This window comes from Nostoc sp. C96 (genome assembly GCF_059384975.1).
Genome location: NZ_CM182020.1, coordinates 1,993,125 through 2,013,378, shown reverse-complemented (window position 1 = coordinate 2,013,378; position 20,254 = coordinate 1,993,125). Strand labels below are relative to the sequence as shown.

The 20,254-nt window shown below is 40.1% G+C and carries 17 protein-coding genes; 11 read left to right on the top strand and 6 right to left on the bottom strand.

The window, feature by feature from the left end; all coding sequences use genetic code 11:
- Positions 1–43: 43 nt before the first annotated feature.
- Positions 44–943 (bottom strand): ABC transporter ATP-binding protein, encoded by a 900-nt coding sequence (locus AC504W_RS08735; RefSeq protein ID WP_494877391.1) that lies wholly within the window; start codon positions 941–943, stop codon positions 44–46.
- 466 nt (positions 944–1,409) lie between these two features.
- On the opposite strand from AC504W_RS08735, the gene AC504W_RS08730 reads away from it, so the two are divergent.
- Positions 1,410–1,748: a carbon dioxide-concentrating mechanism protein CcmK gene (locus tag AC504W_RS08730; RefSeq protein ID WP_494877390.1), complete on the top strand. Its 339-nt coding sequence runs from the start codon at positions 1,410–1,412 to the stop codon at positions 1,746–1,748.
- A 42-nt stretch (positions 1,749–1,790) separates the two neighbouring features.
- Here the strand turns inward: AC504W_RS08730 and AC504W_RS08725 are convergent, their stop codons facing one another.
- A complete protein-coding gene (locus tag AC504W_RS08725; protein ID WP_494877388.1) occupies positions 1,791–2,987 on the bottom strand; it encodes an acetyltransferase domain-containing protein in 1,197 nt (398 codons plus the stop codon).
- A 43-nt stretch (positions 2,988–3,030) separates the two neighbouring features.
- Positions 3,031–3,804: an ABC transporter permease gene (locus tag AC504W_RS08720; protein WP_494878609.1), complete on the bottom strand. Its 774-nt coding sequence runs from the start codon at positions 3,802–3,804 to the stop codon at positions 3,031–3,033.
- 171 nt (positions 3,805–3,975) lie between these two features.
- Between AC504W_RS08720 and AC504W_RS08715 the strand changes: the two genes are divergently transcribed.
- The 3 genes from AC504W_RS08715 to AC504W_RS08705 all read left to right on the top strand — a co-directional run bounded on the left by AC504W_RS08715 (position 3,976) and on the right by AC504W_RS08705 (position 7,513).
- On the top strand, positions 3,976–5,916 hold the full coding sequence (locus AC504W_RS08715; protein ID WP_494877386.1) for an FAD-dependent oxidoreductase: 1,941 nt from the start codon (positions 3,976–3,978) through the stop codon (positions 5,914–5,916).
- Between the two features lie 142 nt (positions 5,917–6,058).
- Positions 6,059–6,487 (top strand): hypothetical protein, encoded by a 429-nt coding sequence (locus tag AC504W_RS08710; RefSeq protein ID WP_494877385.1) that lies wholly within the window; start codon positions 6,059–6,061, stop codon positions 6,485–6,487.
- A 75-nt stretch (positions 6,488–6,562) separates the two neighbouring features.
- Complete coding sequence (locus AC504W_RS08705) at positions 6,563–7,513, top strand: glycosyltransferase family 2 protein (RefSeq protein WP_494877384.1); 951 nt, start codon at positions 6,563–6,565, stop codon at positions 7,511–7,513.
- Between the two features lie 194 nt (positions 7,514–7,707).
- Here the strand turns inward: AC504W_RS08705 and AC504W_RS08700 are convergent, their stop codons facing one another.
- Positions 7,708–8,352, bottom strand: a complete 645-nt coding sequence (locus AC504W_RS08700) for a transaldolase family protein (protein ID WP_494877382.1) — start codon at positions 8,350–8,352, stop codon at positions 7,708–7,710.
- A 503-nt stretch (positions 8,353–8,855) separates the two neighbouring features.
- Between AC504W_RS08700 and rnhA the strand changes: the two genes are divergently transcribed.
- Positions 8,856–9,764, top strand: a complete 909-nt coding sequence (gene rnhA / locus AC504W_RS08695) for a ribonuclease HI (protein WP_494877380.1) — start codon at positions 8,856–8,858, stop codon at positions 9,762–9,764.
- Between the two features lie 100 nt (positions 9,765–9,864).
- On the opposite strand, the gene cruG is transcribed toward rnhA, so the two are convergent.
- Complete coding sequence (gene cruG, locus AC504W_RS08690; RefSeq protein WP_494877378.1) at positions 9,865–11,064, bottom strand: 2'-O-glycosyltransferase CruG; 1,200 nt, start codon at positions 11,062–11,064, stop codon at positions 9,865–9,867.
- Between the two features lie 208 nt (positions 11,065–11,272).
- Here cruG and pstS point away from each other — a divergent pair, with 208 nt between their 5' ends.
- The 6 genes from pstS to AC504W_RS08660 all read left to right on the top strand — a co-directional run bounded on the left by pstS (position 11,273) and on the right by AC504W_RS08660 (position 18,414).
- Positions 11,273–12,454, top strand: coding sequence for a phosphate ABC transporter substrate-binding protein PstS (gene pstS, locus AC504W_RS08685; RefSeq protein WP_494877377.1), 1,182 nt, complete (start codon positions 11,273–11,275; stop codon positions 12,452–12,454).
- Between the two features lie 187 nt (positions 12,455–12,641).
- Positions 12,642–13,592, top strand: coding sequence for a phosphate ABC transporter permease subunit PstC (gene pstC, locus AC504W_RS08680; protein WP_494877375.1), 951 nt, complete (start codon positions 12,642–12,644; stop codon positions 13,590–13,592).
- 20 nt (positions 13,593–13,612) lie between these two features.
- Positions 13,613–14,494, top strand: a complete 882-nt coding sequence (gene pstA / locus AC504W_RS08675) for a phosphate ABC transporter permease PstA (protein ID WP_096575254.1) — start codon at positions 13,613–13,615, stop codon at positions 14,492–14,494.
- A gap of 127 nt (positions 14,495–14,621) precedes the next feature.
- The gene (gene pstB, locus AC504W_RS08670; protein WP_096575252.1) at positions 14,622–15,428 is read left to right on the top strand and encodes a phosphate ABC transporter ATP-binding protein PstB; all 807 of its coding nucleotides are present in this window, start codon (positions 14,622–14,624) and stop codon (positions 15,426–15,428) included.
- A 249-nt stretch (positions 15,429–15,677) separates the two neighbouring features.
- Positions 15,678–17,270, top strand: coding sequence for a DEAD/DEAH box helicase family protein (locus AC504W_RS08665; RefSeq protein ID WP_494877374.1), 1,593 nt, complete (start codon positions 15,678–15,680; stop codon positions 17,268–17,270).
- Positions 17,200–18,414: a DUF790 family protein gene (locus AC504W_RS08660; RefSeq protein WP_494877373.1), complete on the top strand. Its 1,215-nt coding sequence runs from the start codon at positions 17,200–17,202 to the stop codon at positions 18,412–18,414. The genes AC504W_RS08665 and AC504W_RS08660 overlap by 71 nt, the downstream gene beginning before the upstream one ends.
- Positions 18,415–18,549: 135 nt before the next feature.
- Here the strand turns inward: AC504W_RS08660 and crtO are convergent, their stop codons facing one another.
- Positions 18,550–20,244 (bottom strand): beta-carotene ketolase CrtO, encoded by a 1,695-nt coding sequence (gene crtO / locus AC504W_RS08655; RefSeq protein ID WP_494877372.1) that lies wholly within the window; start codon positions 20,242–20,244, stop codon positions 18,550–18,552.
- Between the last annotated feature and the right edge of the window lie 10 nt (positions 20,245–20,254).

The window sequence follows — 20,254 nt, the reverse complement described above, 5'->3', positions numbered from 1 at the left end:
AGAAATATTTACATTTTTTGCAAACAAATGATGATAGTAATCATCAAGAATAAAGATTTTTTGTAACTTCTAAATAAATATGTTCTAAACGCACAGGCTGACGAGCGATCGCCTCAAATTTTACACCTTCAAACCTGGCAATAATTTCTTTTAATTCTAGTGGTTCTGGTAGCCAAAAAGCTAACTCATTACCATAATATTTAGGCGTAAAACCATATTCTTGAGCGCGGGCGATCGCTTGTTCTTTTTGAGTAGTTTGTACTACTAAAATTTCGGCGGCAGGAATTAAGTTACGCAACTGAGCTAAACTACCTTCAGCCAAAATTTGCCCATTTTTGAGAATACCAATTATATGACAAAGACGTTCGGCTTCCTCTAATAAATGCGTCGTCAATAAAATAGTAATTCCCTGGTTACTCAACTGCCGAATTAACTCCCAAATCTCGTACCGAGATTCAATATCTAACCCGGTAGTTGGTTCATCTAAAATGACTAACTTTGGTTGATGCACTAATGCAATAGCAATATTTAACCGTCGCTGCATTCCACCACTGAGAGTTTCTACAGGACTTTTCGCCCTATCTAATAAATTTACCGCCGCCAGAGTTGTTTGTATTTGTTGCTGGCGTATTTTTCTATCTAATCCATAAATATCAGCAAAAAATTTTAAATTCTCTTCACAAGTCAGAGTTTTATACAATAAATTTTCTTGCGGGGCAATGCCAATAATTTTTTTGGTTGCATCTGAAATTAGCTGCTGATTAATTGTTACATCACCACTATCAGCCTTGAGTAAATTGCAAATAATATTAATTGTGGTTGTCTTACCAGCGCCATTGGCACCGAGTAAGCCATAAATTTCTCCTGGTTCTATATGCAGATTTAAATTTTGAATAACTTTTCTGTGAGAATAAGATTTATTTAAGTTTCTAATGGTCAGCATATTTAAAATCTTCGATTATGTATATAGGATTAATATTTGATTTTTGAAATCTACGTAGGATGTGTTAGCGACAGCGTAACGCATCTACTGTAAAGTTCTCGGTGCGTTACGGCTTACGCCTAACACACCCTACATATACTGAAATTTTTTCATAAATCAAATCGGATTCCTATATGACTAATATTTAATTTGGAAAATATACATAGTAGGATGTGTTAGCGACAGCGTAATACCATTTCACGAAAAAAATAATACAAATTTATGGGTTTTTCATTCTTTCCCCCTGCTCCCTGCGGTCTATTTGTATCAAACTTAAAGTGAAACGGTATAACACATCTAGCGCAAAGCTTTTTGTGCGTTACAGCTTACTACACATACTGTTGCTCGTTCCTTTTTCCATCTCCAGCAGGGAGTTGATTTACAATTTGGAACAACAGCAGAACAGATTCAGGTAGAGAAAAGCAGTATGACACTTGCACTTGGGATGATTGAAGTTTATGGAGTTCCCGCCGCAGTAGAAGCGGCAGATGCTATGTGTAAAGCTGCCTGTATTACTTTTGTTGGTTACGAAAATACTGATTTGGGCAGAATAACTGTACTGATTCGGGGAGAAGTTGGCGAAGTTAACGTTGCGGTTGTCTCAGGATTAGCGGCAATATCTCGTGTCAATGGTGGCGAGGTGCTTTCTTTTCATATTATTCCTCGTCCTCATGAAAATCTCGAATATATTTTACCCATTCATCATTCAGCAAGTATAGAAAATTTCAATGTAGATATTCGGTTTCCTCCACCCTTGTCAGCGTAAACGTGTTAATAATCACAACAAACTACTTTTAAAACGTTACAGTTAGTTTGATGATAACTTACTAGGATGCTTTGCCTTGTAACTTCTAAACCAGCTACAAATAGGATAAAGCAGAATTATCATAATTATCCAGAAATTGTAGATCATGGGTAAATCATATCCATAGTCGGCAGGCATTTGGGAAGAAACAATAAAAGGCAAAATAATTGCCTTTAACCCATATTTAGGTAAAGCCAGCAAAATTGCAGTTAAATGGATCAGCCAGAGGTGAATTATATAAAAAAATAAAGGAACTTGACCAAATAAAACTAGAGGTTGCAAAATCCGCAATCTATACTTCTCAAATAGATAAAGCAACAGCATTGCTATACCTAATGTGATTAACAAATACAGTAATGAAGGTGGATATTTCTGACAGTTAATAAACGATAGTATGGTAAAAGAGAAATTCTTCTGTACAGTCCAAGGGGAAGGGTCGCCATAGATATTTACAGCGCGGATAACCACAAAGCCAGCAATTAACCCCAGTCCTAACCGCAAGAACAATTGCTGTCGCAAACTTTTTTCCTGCTTCATGAAAGTCCCAAAAGCATAACCTGTTGCCATTACCCCAATCCAAGGAATCAGAGGATAGCCAATAACTAACTTTTTATTAGCAAAAACCATCAGCATTTTGGGTTCATGAAGAATTGTCCATAACCAACCCCATCTACCTAGTTGTTCAGCATGAATCTGATCAAATAAATTGTGTCCACATATCAGCACAAGTCCGAAAGTAGCTATTAAAGGAATTGGCATTCTAACTAATACTGCTAACACAACCATTGACCAACCAATTGCCCACAGTACCCCCGCTAACAACAAGGAGTAGGTAGGTTCAAATATCCAGGCAAAGCGTACCACTGTTAACTCTAAAAATACTAACCATAGTCCCCGAATTATCAGATAGCGTGATAATTCTTGTTTGCTTTGTAGTCGATTCTCGAAATAAAGATAAGCAGCTACTCCAGCCAAGAATATAAATGTGGGAGCGCACAAATGAGTTATCCAGCGTGTGAAAAACAGGGGTATATTTGTTTGTGTCAAGTCTGTAGGACGGAAGCGAACATTAGTAAAGAAATCTCGTACATGGTCTAGCACCATTAACACCATAACTAACCCACGCAACATATCTAGAGAGATGATTCGCTTAGTTCGTAATTGATCAGAATTAGAATTTGTCGTAATTGAAGAATCCATAGTTTATGTATTGTTTATCAAAATATTTATAATTTTTTGCTACTCATAATTTTCTTTCTACTAGTAACATTCTTCGATAAGACAACCATCCACTAGTTATCATTACCAAAGTAAAAACTAATAAAAACCAAAAATGTGATGCAATATCACTAATTTGCTTGCCCTTAGTTGAAACTCCCACAAATGCTTCATTCATGTGATAAATCGGGTTGTATTGGGCAATATTGATTAAACTTTTAGGAAATAAAGAACTCGGTAAAAAGGCTCCACCTAAAATTAATAAAGGTACGCCAAATGCAGCGACTAAAGCATTCACATCTTCAATTCGCCTCGCTAATTGCGTGCCTAAAATAAATCCTAAGCCGACATAAGCGGCAATACTCATCAAAATAATTATGAATCCTAAAAAAATAGAACCTTTAAATGTAGCACCCCAAAAAGCAGCAACTGTATAAACTAGCAAAGTTTGTCCTAAGCCAATGCAACTATGAGCTAAAAAAATTCCTAAAAAATAGGATATACCACTCAAAGGCGAAATAAACAGGCGTTTGAGGGTTTGCTGTTCTCTTTCTGCAACGACGGTGGCGACGCTACCACCCAAACAACTAAAAAATAGTGCAGCACCCACTAATGTTGAAGGTGCAGTATATTCAAAAGCCGTGTTGATTGGTAGTTTTGCACGTTCTGCCAAAATAAACGCACCCAGAATTAATACAGAAATTGGAAAAATACTCCAAAAAATCAGGCTGCGGCGGCGACGTAATAATTCAATGAGGATGCGCTGAGTGACAGCTATGGTTTCGCGCCAATATTTCATCTGAGGAAGTCTCCAGTCTTGTGTACTCTTGACAATTTCTGCCATTCTGGCAAAATAAATCCGTTCGGGACTTAGCACGGTGAGAAAAAAATACTCTTAACAATACAATCTGCGAACTCACAGTCATCATTTCACGACTGTGTTGTGTGTGAAAAGTTAATTTTGTAACCAATGCGCCAAATACCTAATTTGCTGGAATCATCTACTATCTCCCGTCGTACACTGCTGAAGTTGTTCGGGGTCGGTACAGTTGCAGGAGTCACAGGATATTCGCGGTTTACTAAGCCAAAACCAACGGTATTTCAAAAAGATACTCTCGACTTACCACAAATATTAAATCAATCCAAAACTGTTGTTGTAATTGGGGGTGGTTTAGCCGGTTTAGCTTGTGCTTACGAATTGAGCCAGCGGGGATTTATTGTCACACTATTAGAAAAATCTCCTCAATTGGGTGGCAAAATCGCTAGTTGGCAAATAGAAGCGGCTGGGGAAACTTTTATGATGGAACATGGGTTTCATGGCTTTTTTCCTCAGTACTATAATCTGAATAGTTTAGTAGCAGAATTAGGCATAACTAATAATTTTCAATCGTTGAATTTTTATTCTGTTATTTATCAAGATTCTCAATACAAACCAGAAATATTTCGCCCTAGTAGTTCGGCTTTTCCTTGGAATATTATAGATTTAGCGATCGCATCTCCAAATCGCTTCCGTTGGGGCATAAATTTAACTAAAATCAAACATCTGCAAGTTTTTCAAGCTATCACAGGCTTTCAAAGAGAAAAAAATTATCAGCGATTTGATAATATATCTGTTGCTGATTGGGTAGAAACAGAATTCCCACAAGGTTTATACGATTTATATTTTCTGCCTTTTGCTAAATCTAGCTTGAATGCACCAGATTTAATGAGTGTGGGAGAATTAATGCAGTTCTTTCATTTTTACTTTTTTGGCAACCCCGAAGGATTAGCTTTTAATGGGACAAAAGACGATATGGGGACAAGTTTAGTCCAACCTATCGCTCAGGCAATTAGGCAACAAGGTAGTAAAATTATCACCGATGCAACTGTAACTGAAGTTGTAGCTGTAAATGGGAAAATTGATGGGTTAAAATATAACGCTGGTAGTAATCAAACTGCTACACCATTTATAGTCAAACAAAATACGGCGATCGCAGATGACAAGATAGAATATTTTGGCGCGGCTGATGAAGTCTTTGCTTTACCATCAGGCTCTCAAGAAGCAATTTCTCTTACCTGCACTCATCAAGGTTGCACTGTCCAAAAAGCTGAAAATAGTAAGTTTCAATGTCCTTGTCATGGAGCAGTATTTTCTGCGGATGGTAAAGTTGTCAAAGGGCCTGCTAAACGAGATTTAGCTAAATTTAAAGTATTGCAAAGGCAAGGTGATGAGGTACAACTAGTAGCAGCAAATCAAGAGTTAGCATTACCCGAAAAACTCCAAGCCGATTATTATGTTTTTGCTACTGATGTTCCCGGAGTGCAGAAATTATTTCAGCGCGTCAGTGGTGATGTTGATACTACAGTAAAAAATCAAGTAGAAAATTTGAGTATTGCTGATCCATTCGCTGTGTGTCGCTTTTGGTTTGACCGCGATTTTGAGTGGCAACAAAGTAATTTTACTTCTTTATCTGGATACAAATTAACAGATAGTATCACTCTGTATCATCGTATTCAACAACAGTTTATTGAGTGGTCACAAAATACTGGGGGTAGTGTTATCGAGCTACACGCTTACTGTTACAAAGAAAAAGACTTTCCCACACAAGCAGCTTTGATTAATACTTTTGAACAAGAACTTTATGCCATTGTTCCAGAGTTAAAACAAGCCAAAATATTACACCGAGAATTAGTTAATCAACATAATTTTTCGGGATATCCACCTAATAGTTATGCCGCACGTCCTGAAACAAAGACGAATATTTCTAACTTAATATTTGCTGGTGATTGGGTGAAAATGCCTTTTCCCTGTGGTTTAATGGAACGTGCTGTGAGTAGTGGTTTATTAGCAGCTAACGAAATTTTACACCGGGAAGGTTTGCAAAGGCGATCGCTATTTTCTGTCAATCCTGAAGGGTTATTGCAAATATAAACTTTTCCCAGAAGACGTAGCTAATATTTTTTCCTCATAGAAGCTACGTCCTTGTTCTCTGTTACCTAGCTTAACAAGCAATTTCACAACTCATTGAGGATTGCTATATTGGATTCAGTAAATTTTCATACCAACAAAATAAATGAATAAGATGGGATTGGTAGTTGCAGCAGTTCTTACTATGTCACCATTGACTTTAGGACTAGCAGAAAATGTGCAAGCTGCCGTAAAGGAGCAAGTAAAATCAACGCCAGTTAATCAACCCGAACAATCTGCCCAAAAAACTTTTACAAGCCTTATAAATGCCATTGAACAAAAAAATTATTCTAAGTTTATCTCTCAAGGGAGTGCAGCGTTTAAAGAAGGCATTACACAACAAACCTTTACACAAGTTAGTGGACAATTAGCACCTCGGCTCAATAAAGGGTATTCGTCCGTTTTTTTAGGAAAACTGAATCAGCAAGGCTATCAAGTGTACTTATGGAAATTAACTTTTAAAGATGGCAGTGATGATATCCTAGCTAGACTTAGCCTCAAAGCTGGAAAAGTCGGGGGATTTTGGCTGAATTGAGGAACTTATAGCAAAAAAATCCAACTAAATATTTAGTGCTTTACCGTTTTATGCTGGAGATGGGTAATTTCTGTTGTGGGTGAGAATGTGTTTTTCAGCGTTGTGATACCAACTTACAATCGCCTGCCAATTTTAGAAAAGTGCCTCCGAGCCTTGGAAATGCAGGAATTGAGTGCGTCAACGATAATTCAGGATTACGAAATTGTCTTAGTAGATGATGGTTCTACAGATGGAACCTTAGAATGGTTGGCAGCCCACAAGCAAGATTTTCCCCATGTGCGATGCTTTGAGCAAGATCATGCTGGCCCCGCTGCGGCGCGGAATTTGGGAGTAGAACAGGCACTAGGGGATACAATCATATTTATTGATAGTGATTTAGTCGTACTGAAAAACTTTCTGCAAGCTCACGCTGACGCATTGTTGCAGGGAAAAGAGAAAATAGGTAGCGATCGCTTTTTTACTTATGGTGCAGTAATTAATACCTCTAACTTCGAGAATCCTACGGCTGAACCTTATAAAATTACAGATTTCTCGGCAGCTTTTTTTGCTACAGGTAATGTTGCAATTTCTAAGTATTGGTTAGAAAAAGCCGGGTTATTTGATATTATTTTTCAACTGTATGGTTGGGAAGATTTAGAATTAGGCGTGAGGCTGAAAAACCTCGGTTTAAAACTGATTAAATGTCCAGAAGCAGTTGGCTATCATTGGCATCCAGCATTTAATTTAGAGCAAATTCCTAACTTAATTGAAAAAGAAATTCAACGCGGCCGTATGGGAGTTTTGTTTTATCAAAAGCATCCCACTTGGGAGGTGCGAATGATGATTCAAATGACATGGTTGCATCGCTTACTCTGGGGCATTCTCTCATTAAACGGGCTGCTGAATGAACGCACAATGGCTCCCTTTTTACGCTGGCTGATAAAATTAGGTAAACCCCAATTAGCTTTAGAAGTAGCTAGGATTTTCCTCAATTGGTACAACGTCAAAGGTGTGTATGAAGCTTATGCACAGGGAATTGGAGAGTAAATTTTGATTGGGTATAGAGGTGTGAGAAATATCACACCTCTATACCCTTGAAGAAACTAGGACATATACCATTTCACGAAAAAAATGTCCGAATTTATGGGTTTTTTATTCTTTACCCCTGCTCCCTGCTCCCTGCCCCCTGCGCTCTATTTGTATCAAACTTAAAGTGAAACGATATTATACTCAGCACTCCCTCATGTTGACTGTAATATTCCGCGGCCATTTTCGGCAAATTCATCAATAGTTTGTGCTGACAGTTCGTGATTAGTTATGGACTGCAACATTGCTAAAGGTAAAGTGAGATGATGCGCGCCAGCTTGTAGGGATGCGACTGCTTCTTGAGGAGATTTGATGCTGGCTGCCATAATTTCGGTGTTGCTTCCTGCTACAACACTCGCCATTTCGCGGACTAGTGCTACTCCATCACCTAATAGTCTAGTAGCTCGATTGACATAAGCGATCGCATATTTTGCCCCGGCTTCTTGAGAGACTGCTGCTTGTGCTGCACTGTAAATAGCTGTGACTGCACAGGGAATTTCTGGCGCTAGTGCAGCCACTACCTGAAAGCCAACTAAAGACGCAGGAATCTTTAAGACTGTTTGCTTTCCAATTAACTCAAAGGCGGTTCTACCTTCTGCTACCATTTCGTCAAATTCAGATGCCATTAACTGATAAAATACTGGCCCTGGAGTTAACTGTGCCAGTTGTTTTAATATAGTCTCGACTGGTAAAGGGCTTTTGGCTAACAACGTTGGGTTAGTAGTGATGCCTTTTACCCAACCTAATTTTTTAGCAGCTTCCGCTTCCGCTGCGATCGCTGAGTCCAAAAATAAGCTCACTGAATTTATTTTCCTTAATGTGCTATCGCTGGCATCATACCAATTTTGGCTTTAAAATTTCAGTCTTTATATTATGTCTGATATCCAGTTCGGGTAATTAGTGATAAGTAGAGGGACATAAAATAATTGTAATTAGAACTAGGCAGGAGGAAGAAGGGAAGAGGTTTTTAACTATTTTGTCTAAGACTTATCTAGTTAAGTTTATTTGTGTTTTCTTACTTAATTCCAGAAATCTGTGCAGAAATGTAAAAACCTGCTCCTCTGCTCCCCTGCTTCCTCTGCGGTCTTAATGATAATTATTTCACCGAACACGATATGACTGATCAGGTATGATTCAAGGCATCTGTGCAGAAAACGCCAAATCATCTACCTTTCGCCGCTAGGTTTTGGGAAAATTCAACAAGCACTTGATTTTTATAGCAGTAGCATATATATTGCTACCCATCTTTTACCGCTAAACTTTTCTATCCTCTACGTAACCATGCGGTTTCTATATCTATATCATGTCTAGCCAAAGCATAATTCAAAGTATATATACTGATGGCGCTTGTACTGGGAATCCTGGCCCTGGAGGTTGGGGTGTTGTAGTTTATTTTAACGATGGCTCAGTTCACGAAATGGGTGATGCTGCATCCCATACAACTAATAATAAAATGGAGATGCAAGCTGCGATCGCTGCCTTAAAATATTTCCATGCCTCTCAACAATCTCAACCCATCACCCTCTATACCGATAGCGAATATCTCATCAACTGTGTTACCAAATGGGTAAAAAACTGGAAAAGAAAAGGCTGGAAAAAAGCCGATGGTAATCCTGTACAAAATCAAGACCTTTTGGAAGTATTAGATGAATTAAATACTCGTCAGATTAGTTGGCAACATGTTCGTGGTCACGCTGGTAACGTCGGTAACGAACGCTGTGATGCGATCGCCCGTAGTTTTGCTGCTGGTAAAATCCCATCACTCAAAGAATTATCTTCTAGCAATGCTCACAAAACTTTACCTACTTCTCATGAGCTAAATGTAGCGAAAGTTTCTGAAGATAAGGCACACTCGACAATAATTACCAAAGAAAAATCGGAAACCATTACATCTGCATCAGACATAAACGTTATGGAACCATCCACCGCACAGACTGCGGCCGCAATTGACACAACAACGCCTGGAATCAGGGTCGAACAACTTCGCAACTTGGTTGAAACTCTACGTATCGCTGATGAAATCGCTGACAAAGGCTATCTAATTACTAGTTCTGAATTAGCAGACTTAATGGATGTCCACGCCAGCGCCGTCACTAGCCGGGGGGATCAATGGCGCTGGCGGAACTGGATTGTGTCACGAGTCCGCCGCGAAGGTAATCAAATTCTCTGGGAACTTGAACGAGGCGATCGCGTGGGAGGTGAGGAAGAGTAGGGGGGCAGGGGTGCAGGGGTGCAGGGGTGTAATGGGGTTTAAGGGTGTAGAGGTGTCTTAAAGACTCAGCATTCAGTACTCAGCACTCAGCACTCAGCACTCAGCACTCAGCACTTATTCCATACTTCCTACCTCGCCATTCTCGTGGGGTGCGGAATGCAGATAAGAAAATGCGTAACACAGCGATGGGATCAGCCAAAGGAGACAGCCAGAATAACCAGCCGCCTTTAGCGATTTTGCGGTCATAAGAAGGTGCGATCGCCAGTAGCATCCCAAAGCGAATCAGTAACAGAAATCCATTCAAACCCAGCAATAACATCTGTGGCACAGATAACGGCGTAGGCAGAAAAATCAAGTAAGTAAGTATAATCAGCAGGGGCAGACCTTGAACTGCTGAAAGTAGCCATAAATCTCCCCAAATTTGCCCAGAAGTCGATGCGTCTTTTAAATCTAGGCTACGCCCCCATTCTTTCCAAGTTTCCAACGCCCCCTCATACATCCGCACCTTCAGCACCTTGGCCCCATCTAAAAAACCTACCTTATATCCTTGAGCCGCAATATACCTCGCCAAAGTCACATCATCACAAAAAGAACTACTAGCGCTGGTATAACCGCCCACATCTGCTAAAACAGCACGACGGCATAAAAAACATTGCCCATTGGCCATTACCCTTTCTGGTTGCTCAGTTCTAATTCCCGCAGGGTCAAAGCGATACAGCAAAGTCATCAATAAAGCTGGTTGTAATAAACACTCTCCCGGATACTGAAGGATGAACTGGGGTGAGAGTGACACCAAATCATAGCCTTGTGCTATTGCAGTCTGCACTAAACCAGCAACTAAACCCGGATGTGGCTGAGTATCAGCATCCATCCCCAAAAACCATTCGCTATCCTCACAACTATGTAAAAAGCCATTATGTAGCGCCCAAGGACGACCCACCCAACCAGCAGGTAAAGGGTCATCTGTCATCACCCGAAAGCGGGGATCTTTTTGCTGTTTAGCTTTTACTAAGTCAGGAGTCCCATCTTGGGAATTACTATCGACAACGATAATTTCTCGAACTTCGTAGCTTTGTTGGCTCAAGCCCGATAATAAAGGAGTAATGCGCCCAGCTTCGTTCAACGTGGGAACAACAACGCTGACGTTACCAAAAAGCTCTGGAGTTGGCTGTTGGGGTTGAATTGGCGGTAGTCTTCCCGGCCCTTTCAGCAGACGCGACAGCAAAATTGCTGTTGCTGGTAGTTGGATAAGTAGCAATATAAGCGGTATAACGCTTTCTACTATCGAAGCGTTGGCCATAAATCTGTATTAGCTCTACGAAGGCTCATCTGTAACTTGACATAGGTTGAAGTATAAATTTTATCAATTCACAAAGTGAGAGAATTGTAAAATTTAGTTAAAATAATACACTTTTTTTCTAGCTCTTAACCTTCCGTTTACCTATACGTCTCTCCTTTAGGATTATCGTAGAGGCGCTAACCTGGAAAGTTACTGAAAATTAACACAGATGCTCTCACGTCTACATGCAATAAAAAATAACCGTCTTGCCTCTTCAACAGCAGTGTTATTACTGACATTAAGTCTAGCTGCTTGTGGCGGACAGCAAGGTTCTGACAGTTCTGCTACCAAGGAAGCACCTACTGGCACAGCGCAAGATGCTACAGCTTCCAGTCCAGCTAAATTAGATTTGGGCGGCAACGTTTCCTTAACAGGTGCAGGAGCTTCTTTTCCCGCACCACTATATACAAGTTGGTTCACTGAGTTAAACAAAAAATATCCCAGTTTACAAGTCAACTATCAGTCTGTGGGTAGTGGTGCTGGGGTTGAGCAATTCATCAAAGGTACTGTCGATTTTGGTGCCAGCGACGTAGCGATGAAAGATGAGGAAATTCAGAAAGTTCCTCAAGATAAAGGCGCAATTTTGTTACCGATGACAGCCGGTAGCATTGTCCTCGCTTACAACTTACCAGATGTTGCCGAACTGAAGTTACCACGGGCAGTTTACACCGATATTTTATTAGGCAAAATTAAAAACTGGAACGACCCCAAAATCAAAGCAGCTAACCCAGACGCTAAGTTACCTGACCAAGCAATTACAATTGTCCATCGTTCAGATGGTAGTGGTACTACAGGCGTATTTACCAAACACCTCAGCGCCATCAGTCCAGAATGGAAAACTAAAATTGGTGATGGCAAAACTGTTAACTGGCCAGTAGGTGTTGGTGGTAAGGGTAATGAAGGTGTAACCGCCCAAATTCAACAAACTCAAGGCTCTATTGGTTACGTTGAATATGGTTACGCGAAACAAAATAATCTCAAATATGCGGCTTTAGAAAACAAAGGTGGCAAATTTGTTGTGCCTACAGAAGAATCAGCCGCTAAAACTTTAGAAGCAGTAACTCTGCCAGAAAATCTCCGTGCCTTTATCACCGACCCAGAAGGTGCAGATTCTTATCCGATTGTTACCTACTCTTGGATTTTGGCTTACAAGAAATATAGCGATCCGGCAAAAGCTAAAGCAGTCGAAGCTATGATTGAGTATGGTTTAACCGAAGGTCAGAAATTAGCTCCAGAATTAGGTTATGTTCCTCTACCGCAAAACGTTTTGCAGAAAGTAGCAACTGCGGCTGACCAAATTAGCCCAGACTACAAAATTGCGATTAGTGGTAGCACTAGTGCCAGCAAATAACATTTAACAATCACGAAAACTGAGTGAGACATCTATAGTCAAAAATTGATTTAATTAATAGTAAATGAAAAAACATTGCTATTAAAAATCATTTGCTGATGTCTCAATTTCTTAAAACTTTTGGCGACTTGACTACGCTGGTTTGCTCTCACATTTTTCTCTGATTTAATCTATAAAGTCAGTATTCATGGCTACAAATTCTCAAAATTTGTCATCAGCAATTAAGAATCGCTCCGATATTGGTAAGTCTTTAGATCGGGGTTTTATCTGGCTGACTCGGATTTTTGCTCTAGCAGTTGCTGCAACTTTATTATGGATTGCTATACAAGTTGCCATTGGCGCTTGGCCAGCCATCCAAAAGTTTGGTCTGAGCTTTTTAGCAAACAGTACTTGGAACCCAGTGAAGGATGAATATGGGGTATTACCTCAAGTTTATGGAACTATAATTAGTTCGCTGATTGGGTTACTAATTGCTGTACCAATAGGCGTTGGCACTGCTATTTTATTAAGTGAAAATTTTCTGCCAGCCAAAGTTAGACTAGTGCTGGTATTCTTGGTAGAACTTCTGGCCGCTATTCCTAGCGTTGTTTATGGAGTATGGGGAATTTTTGTCTTAATTCCCATTTTAAACAACATAGGTAGATGGTTGAATACCTATTTTGGGTGGTTTCCGCTTTTTAGCACTCCTCCCACTGGGCCAGGAATGTTACCGGCGGGGATTATCTTGGCAATTATGACTTTGCCAATTATTACAGCTATTTCTAGAGATGCTTTGATTTCTGTTCCATCTAGTTTACGTCAAGCATCTATAGGGTTAGGTGCAACACGTTGGGAAACGATTTTTCAGGTTTTGATTCCAGCAGCTTTTTCTGGGATTGTTAGTGCTGTAATGTTAGCACTTGGTCGGGCAATGGGAGAGACAATGGCGGTGACAATGTTGATTGGTAATTCCAACAAAATTAGTGCATCACTATTAGCCCCAGCCAATACAATTTCTTCTTTATTAGCAAATCAATTTGCCGAAGCTAGTGGTTTGCAAGTGGCAGCTTTAATGTATGCTGCTTTAGTTTTATTTGTCTTAACACTGATAGTCAATATTTTGGCAGAGTTCATCGTTCTCCGAGTCAAGCGAATGTAGCTGAGTTGTGGGTTAAATTTATGGTTTCTCATTATCCAGAAAGGAGTTTAACTAGTGCCTCTATGTCGCCTCGGACACTGTTTAATACAACGATGACTGGGGTAGCATTTATCTGTGGAGTTTTGGCACTTGTGCCTTTGGTGGCAGTACTTTCTTATGTTATAATCAAAGGCTTTGGCAGTCTTAATTTTAGTATTTTTACTGAATTGCCCCCCGCACCGCTGAGAAAAGGCGGAGGTTTTGGGAATGCAATTGTGGGAACTTTGCTGATGGTAGGAATTGCGTCCTTAATTAGCATTCCGTTAGGTGTGATTGCCGCAATTTATCTAACTGAGTTTAGTTCTGGTAAAATAGCTAGGTGGGTACGTTTTGCGACTAATGTCTTGAGTGGAGTGCCTTCTATTATTGCTGGGGTATTCGCTTATGGAATTGTGGTTTTGACATTAGTGAGGCTGAACCTAGGATCATATTCAGCTATTGGCGGAGGGTTTGCTTTGGCAATTTTGATGTTGCCAATTATTGTGAAAACGACTGATGAAGCTTTACAGCTAGTATCGAATGATTTACGGCAAGCATCTGTAGGTTTAGGTGCAACTAACTTTCAAACTGTTACACAAGTTGTATTGCCGGCGGCATTACCAGCGATTGTCACTGGATCAACTTTGGCGATCGCCAGAGCCTCTGGTGAAACGGCACCGTTGCTATTTACCGCTTTGTTTTCTACCTTCTGGCCAAATAGCTTGTTCCAACCAACAGCGTCCCTAGCCGTTTTGGTTTTTAATTTTGCGATTTCTCCATTTCAAAATTGGCAGTCGTTAGCTTGGGCAGCATCTTTGATATTGGTGTTAATGGTTTTAATCACCAGTATTTTTGCTCGCTGGGCAACTCGCCAAAAAGCCTGAATCAAGTCTGAAGTATGAAATAAAGAACACTATTGATGATGGGTGTTTTATTTCTGCCAAAAAATTCAGTCAATTACCCAAATAGCACAGTTGCATTACTGTCTCAAAAACTTACATTAGACTTTTTATGGCTACTAACATTAGCACATTGAATAGTACAGACACCGTATTACGCACAGAAAATCTAAACGTTTATTACGGCAAATTTTTAGCTTTGCAGAATATTTGGCTAGATATACCCAAAAATAAGGTGACAGCCTTTATTGGGCCTTCTGGCTGTGGTAAAAGTACACTGCTAAGATGCTATAACCGTCTCAATGATTTAATTGATTCATTTAGAGCCGAAGGCCAAGTTTTTTATTACGGGAAAAACTTATACGCATCTGATATTGACCCTGTAGAGGTGCGGCGGAGAATTGGGATGGTGTTTCAACGACCTAACCCATTCCCAAAATCAATTTATGACAATATTACTTTTGGTGCCAAAATTAATGGTTACAAAGGTAACTTAGATGAATTAGTAGAAAAAAGTTTGCGCCAAGCAGCTTTGTGGGATGAAGTCAAAGATAAACTCCGTCAAAGTGGTTCGTCTTTGTCTGGTGGACAGCAACAAAGATTATGTATTGCCAGGGCGATCGCAGTTCAACCAGAAATTATCCTCATGGATGAACCTTGTGCAGCTTTAGATCCCATTTCTACATTACGGGTTGAAGAGTTAATTCATGAACTGAAAGAGCAATATACAATTGTGATCGTTACTCACAATATGCAGCAAGCGGCGCGGGTTTCTGATAAAACCGCCTTTTTTAACGTGCGTCCTACAGAAACAGGTGGACGGATTGGCTATTTAGTAGAGTACGACGCAACAGAAGTTATTTTCAATAATCCTAAGCAAGAAGATACCCGCGATTACGTTAGCGGTAGATTTGGTTAAATATTGCAATTGAATTAAATATTTTCCGAATTGAGAATTAGGTATGCGACGCATATCTAATTTTATTTTTTATAGACTTTGATTTTTCAGAATCAAAAGGCTCAGATCCCCGACTTCTTGAAGAAGCTGGGGATCTTGTTGTTCACGAGAATAACATCCTCAATAAATGTAGGATGGTTACTAAGCATGACTTAACCATAGAAAATTAAGTTGTGACTATCTTCATCGCTAATCTCTTGTAAATTCCGCATGGCTCGCATCTCCAAATTAACCTTCGATCGCGGTACATTAATTCTGCATCCACCACCACGCGGTAAAGCTTGGATGGATTATGCTACGTGGGATGATCGCGTGGAAAAATTTCGGATTCCGGCGATGCGTTATCGCGCTTTAGTTGAAGCACTACAAGGGGAAGAAGTCGATTTTATTGATGAGGCGAAGGAATTTTATCCGCTAGAGTTGATTGCAAGTTTGGAAATGGAACCTTATCCCCACCAAAGTGAGGCTTTAGCTGCTTGGAAATTGGCGGGAAGACAAGGTGTAGTTGTGCTACCAACGGCGGCGGGAAAAACTTATCTGGCGCAGATGGCGATGCAAGCGACACCGCGCACAACGTTGATTGTTGTGCCAACATTGGATTTGATGCACCAATGGTATGCACATTTAGTGGCGGCGTTCCCCGATGCAGAAGTGGGATTATTAGGGGGTGGTTCGCGGGATAAGTCACCCATATTAGTAGCGACTTATGACAGTGCAGCGATTCATGCAGAAGCTTTGGGGAATAAATATGCTTTGATTGTGTTTGATGAGTGTCATCATTTACCCACCGATTTTAGTAAAGTGATTGCCGAATATGCGATCGCCCCTTATCGTTTAGGATTATCAGCGACACCAGAACGCACCGATGGTAAACACGCTGATTTGAATATTTTGATTGGACGAGAAGTATATCGTAAACGCGCTGAAGATTTAGCAGGGAAGGCGTTAGCCGAACATGAAATTGTCCAAATTAAGGTGAAATTATCGCAGATTGAGCGCGAAAGATACAATCAATTAATTCAAACTCGCAATGATTTTTTGCGCCAATCGAAAATTTCTTTGGGGAGTATTCAAGGTTGGCAAATGTTTGTGCAGATGAGTGCGCGATCGCAAGTTGGTCGTAGAGCGATGTTAGCGCACCGTGAAGCCAAAGAAATTGCTTTAGGTACTGATGGTAAGTTGCGAATTTTAGCTGATTTATTAGCGACACATTATCCTGAGCGCGTGTTAATTTTCACGGCTGATAACGCGACAGTTTATAAAATATCTCAAGACTTATTAATTCCGGCAATTACTCATCAAACTCCAGTTAAAGAACGCCATGAAATATTAACTAAATTTCGGGAAGGTGAATATAATACTTTGATTGCTTCTCACGTGTTGAATGAAGGTGTTGATGTTCCGGCGGCTTCTGTGGCAATTATTCTTTCGGGAACTGGTTCGACAAGAGAATATGTGCAGCGTTTGGGGAGGATTTTACGTAAGGGAAATGTGGAGAATAAACAAGCGATTTTATATGAGGTAATCGCAGAAGATACGAGTGAAGAAGGGACTTCGGCGCGGCGGCGGGGAGAAGATTACGAACCGCAAAGACGCAAAGGACGCGGAGAGAAGAGAGGAAATTTGCAGGTTGTCTATGGTACTGGACAGGAAAAAAGTTTAAAGGCTGCGGAACAATTAGAAATTAATTATTCAATCCAAAATCCAAAATCCAAAATCCAAAACTCAGAAGATGTTACCAACGGAGTTACTAAGCCATCGCCTAAACGGAGAAGAAATCATTCCGAAAAGACTGAAGATTGATGATAAACATTTGGCGTTGACAAACGAATTAATTGCTTGTTTTCAAGCAGCGCAAGGTAAAACTCAAGGGGAGTTAGACAAGCTCCTTTTAGATTTAGAAGGTGATGCAACAGATTATCGGATAAAGCGGGGATTGGCTTATATTATCAAAAGCAATTTTTGTACTTTTGAAGTGGTGAGTCCTTTAGAACCACCGATATTAAGAGAACGGGTGTTTGCTTTGGCGGCAAAGTCAGTTGCACGTCAAGAATCAACTCAAGCTACTTTAAGTAAAATAGCTGATGAGTTAAGTCAAGAATTAGAGCGAGAAGTTTTGTTAGAACAGGTGCGTGCTGGGTTATATGCTGACTTATCTGAAAATAAAATTTTGACGCAATTTGATACACCTTCGCCTGTAGATATATTAAATAGATATAACTTGTCCCAGGTACAGGGAATTTTTTATAAAGCTAGTCAATTAGTGTTAAATGCTCATCGCAATGTACCGGGAGAATATAAGCTGTTATTTCGCTATTTAAAATTATTTCAATTGATGGCTTATATTGAAGGTGACGCTGACCACGGCTTTACAATTACCGTGGATGGGCCGACGAGTTTATTTAATCCTAGTACGCGTTATGGGTTGGCGATCGCAAAACTAATTCCGGCTTTACTCCATGTGACAAAATGGAGTCTTTCAGCGACATTGCAAACCCGTGATGCTTACACAGATACTTGGAAAATTGGCAGATTTACCCTCAATTCCGAATGTGGTTTAGTATCGCACTATTCTAAAGGTAAACCTTACGATAGTATGCTAGAAGCTTCTTTTGCTGATAAATGGGATGCTTTAAAAACAGATTGGGTACTAGAGAGAGAAGTGGATTTAATCCCCATTCCTGGTAGTGTGATGATTCCTGATTTCCGCTTAGTGCATCCTAATGGACGGGAATTTTTATTAGAAATTGTTGGTTATTGGCGACCAGAATATTTACAAAAAAAGTTTTCTCAGGTGCGGCGTGCAGGATGTGATAACTTGATTTTGGCAATTTCAGAACGGCTGAATTTGGAAAAAGCAGGGGTGAAATTAAATGATGTACCTGCAAGAATCGTGTGGTTTAAAGATAAGTTATTACCCAAGGCTGTGTTAGCAGTGATGGATTAAATAGCTATGTATTCTTTCATTCAAAATACCCGAAAAGTGACACAAAAAAAATAAATATTTTTCGTAATTAGTTTAAGCAAAATATGTTCGGACAAAGGCGCTAAAACAACTTTGCGCCTTTGCGCGAAACTATGACTAAACAATTCCAAATACAGACCCGACAGTTGATTTAATCGAATCTCTAGCATCCTTTAAAGTTTGAGTAATTGGATGTTTAGATTGTAAAAATACCCGCGCACAATTGCGTCCTGGCATTCCAGAAATCGAACCACCTGGATGAGTACCCGCACCAGTTAAGAATAAATTTTCAATGGGGGTTTTGTAGTTGGCGATTTCCGGTAAGGGACGGAAAAATACCATCTGATCTAGGGTCATATCAACGTGGTAGTAATTGCCTTTGTATGCGCCTAATCTTTCACCTAATTCTGCGGGACTTTCTACTCGTCGCGCAATAGTCGCTGTTTTGACATTAGGTGCATAAGTAGCCAACTTATCAACTACTTTGTCTGCAACCTGATTTTTCAATTCATCAGTCCAACCAGTACCTCTTAAGCCTGTACCTTCTGCACCAGCAATTTGATAAGGTGCAAAAAACTCAATCCAGACTGTATGTTTACCAGGAGGTGCTAATGTGGGGTCAAGGTAACTCGGCATCACCACATACATTGATGGATCAGAATCAGGAATTTCTCCCAAGGTACACTTACTATGGGCTTGTTCCACATGAGCCACAGAATCAGCAATTAAGATAGAACCCACAAGATACTCATCTTTGTGCGCATGGAAAGGAAAGCGCAGAGGTTCATCTAAAGCCAAATCTATTTTGAGGATGGTTTCGTTGTTGTTGACAATGCGGCGTTCTAATCTTTCCCACAAATCAGGATCGGCTGAGTCAATATCGCTTTTATCGGTCATTTGTAAGAATAACCGCTTGGCATCAATATTAGAAATCACACCGTATTTCGCACGATATTCTGTGCCGCCAGCAACGCGTACACCAGCGGCTTTCCCATCATCAATCAACACTTTTTCTACGTGCTGATCTGTGAGAATTACACCACCTTTACTAGTGACTAAATTCACTAAAGCTTTGACTAATGCACCAGTCCCACCTCGTGGTCTAGCCATACCAGGATTATGACGCATTGCCATCATAATTGCACCAATACCAAGGGTTTTTTGTGATGGTGGCGCACCTAATTCTGCTGCTAATCTTGCCAATGGTGCTTTTAAAAATTCTGAATCAAACCACTCATTGAGTAAATCTTCAGCACTGGTTAGCATTGTGCGAACAAAATCTAGTGTTTTGTTTGGCGAACCAATCACTGAGAATAAATCTTTGAGTTTTGTGATGTCATAGTTACCAACAATATCGATGATTGATTTTGGTGGTGCGTTAAACATCGGAATCATGGCACCGAGCGCCCGTTGCCAATAATCAGTAAATTCGGCATATTTTTTAGCATCACGTTCGCTATAACGGGCGATTTCTGCACAAGTTTTTTCTAATGATTTATGTGCTAGAAAATATTTGCCATCGGGATGAGGACAGAAAACTACTGGATCACATTCAAGATATTCTAAGCCGTATTTTTTCAGTTCTAATTCTTCAACTACTGGCCCTAAATGAATAAATTCGTGGTCAATAGCACACAAATTAAATTTAAATCCGGGGGCTTCTTTGGGTAAACATTCTTCCGTGGTTGCTGCACCACCAGGGACAGAACGTTTTTCTAAAAGTAGGACGCTATAACCAGCTTTGAGCAAGTATGCTGCACAAACTAGTCCGTTATGTCCTGCGCCGATAATTACAACATCATATTCTTGCATATTTGTATTT

What these genes read in the sequence shown, in the direction of transcription:
- AC504W_RS08735 (WP_494877391.1), bottom strand. Translation starts at nt 943, where the DNA reads ATGCTGACCATTAGAAACTTAAATAAATCTTATTCTCACAGAAAAGTT.
- AC504W_RS08730 (WP_494877390.1), top strand. Translation starts at nt 1,410, where the DNA reads ATGACACTTGCACTTGGGATGATTGAAGTTTATGGAGTTCCCGCCGCA.
- AC504W_RS08725 (WP_494877388.1), bottom strand. Translation starts at nt 2,987, where the DNA reads ATGGATTCTTCAATTACGACAAATTCTAATTCTGATCAATTACGAACT.
- AC504W_RS08720 (WP_494878609.1), bottom strand. Translation starts at nt 3,804, where the DNA reads ATGAAATATTGGCGCGAAACCATAGCTGTCACTCAGCGCATCCTCATT.
- AC504W_RS08715 (WP_494877386.1), top strand. Translation starts at nt 3,976, where the DNA reads ATGCGCCAAATACCTAATTTGCTGGAATCATCTACTATCTCCCGTCGT.
- AC504W_RS08710 (WP_494877385.1), top strand. Translation starts at nt 6,059, where the DNA reads ATGAATAAGATGGGATTGGTAGTTGCAGCAGTTCTTACTATGTCACCA.
- rnhA (WP_494877380.1), top strand. Translation starts at nt 8,856, where the DNA reads ATGTCTAGCCAAAGCATAATTCAAAGTATATATACTGATGGCGCTTGT.
- cruG (WP_494877378.1), bottom strand. Translation starts at nt 11,064, where the DNA reads ATGGCCAACGCTTCGATAGTAGAAAGCGTTATACCGCTTATATTGCTA.
- pstS (WP_494877377.1), top strand. Translation starts at nt 11,273, where the DNA reads ATGCTCTCACGTCTACATGCAATAAAAAATAACCGTCTTGCCTCTTCA.
- pstC (WP_494877375.1), top strand. Translation starts at nt 12,642, where the DNA reads ATGGCTACAAATTCTCAAAATTTGTCATCAGCAATTAAGAATCGCTCC.
- pstA (WP_096575254.1), top strand. Translation starts at nt 13,613, where the DNA reads ATGGTTTCTCATTATCCAGAAAGGAGTTTAACTAGTGCCTCTATGTCG.
- pstB (WP_096575252.1), top strand. Translation starts at nt 14,622, where the DNA reads ATGGCTACTAACATTAGCACATTGAATAGTACAGACACCGTATTACGC.
- AC504W_RS08665 (WP_494877374.1), top strand. Translation starts at nt 15,678, where the DNA reads ATGGCTCGCATCTCCAAATTAACCTTCGATCGCGGTACATTAATTCTG.
- AC504W_RS08660 (WP_494877373.1), top strand. Translation starts at nt 17,200, where the DNA reads ATGTTACCAACGGAGTTACTAAGCCATCGCCTAAACGGAGAAGAAATC.
- crtO (WP_494877372.1), bottom strand. Translation starts at nt 20,244, where the DNA reads ATGCAAGAATATGATGTTGTAATTATCGGCGCAGGACATAACGGACTA.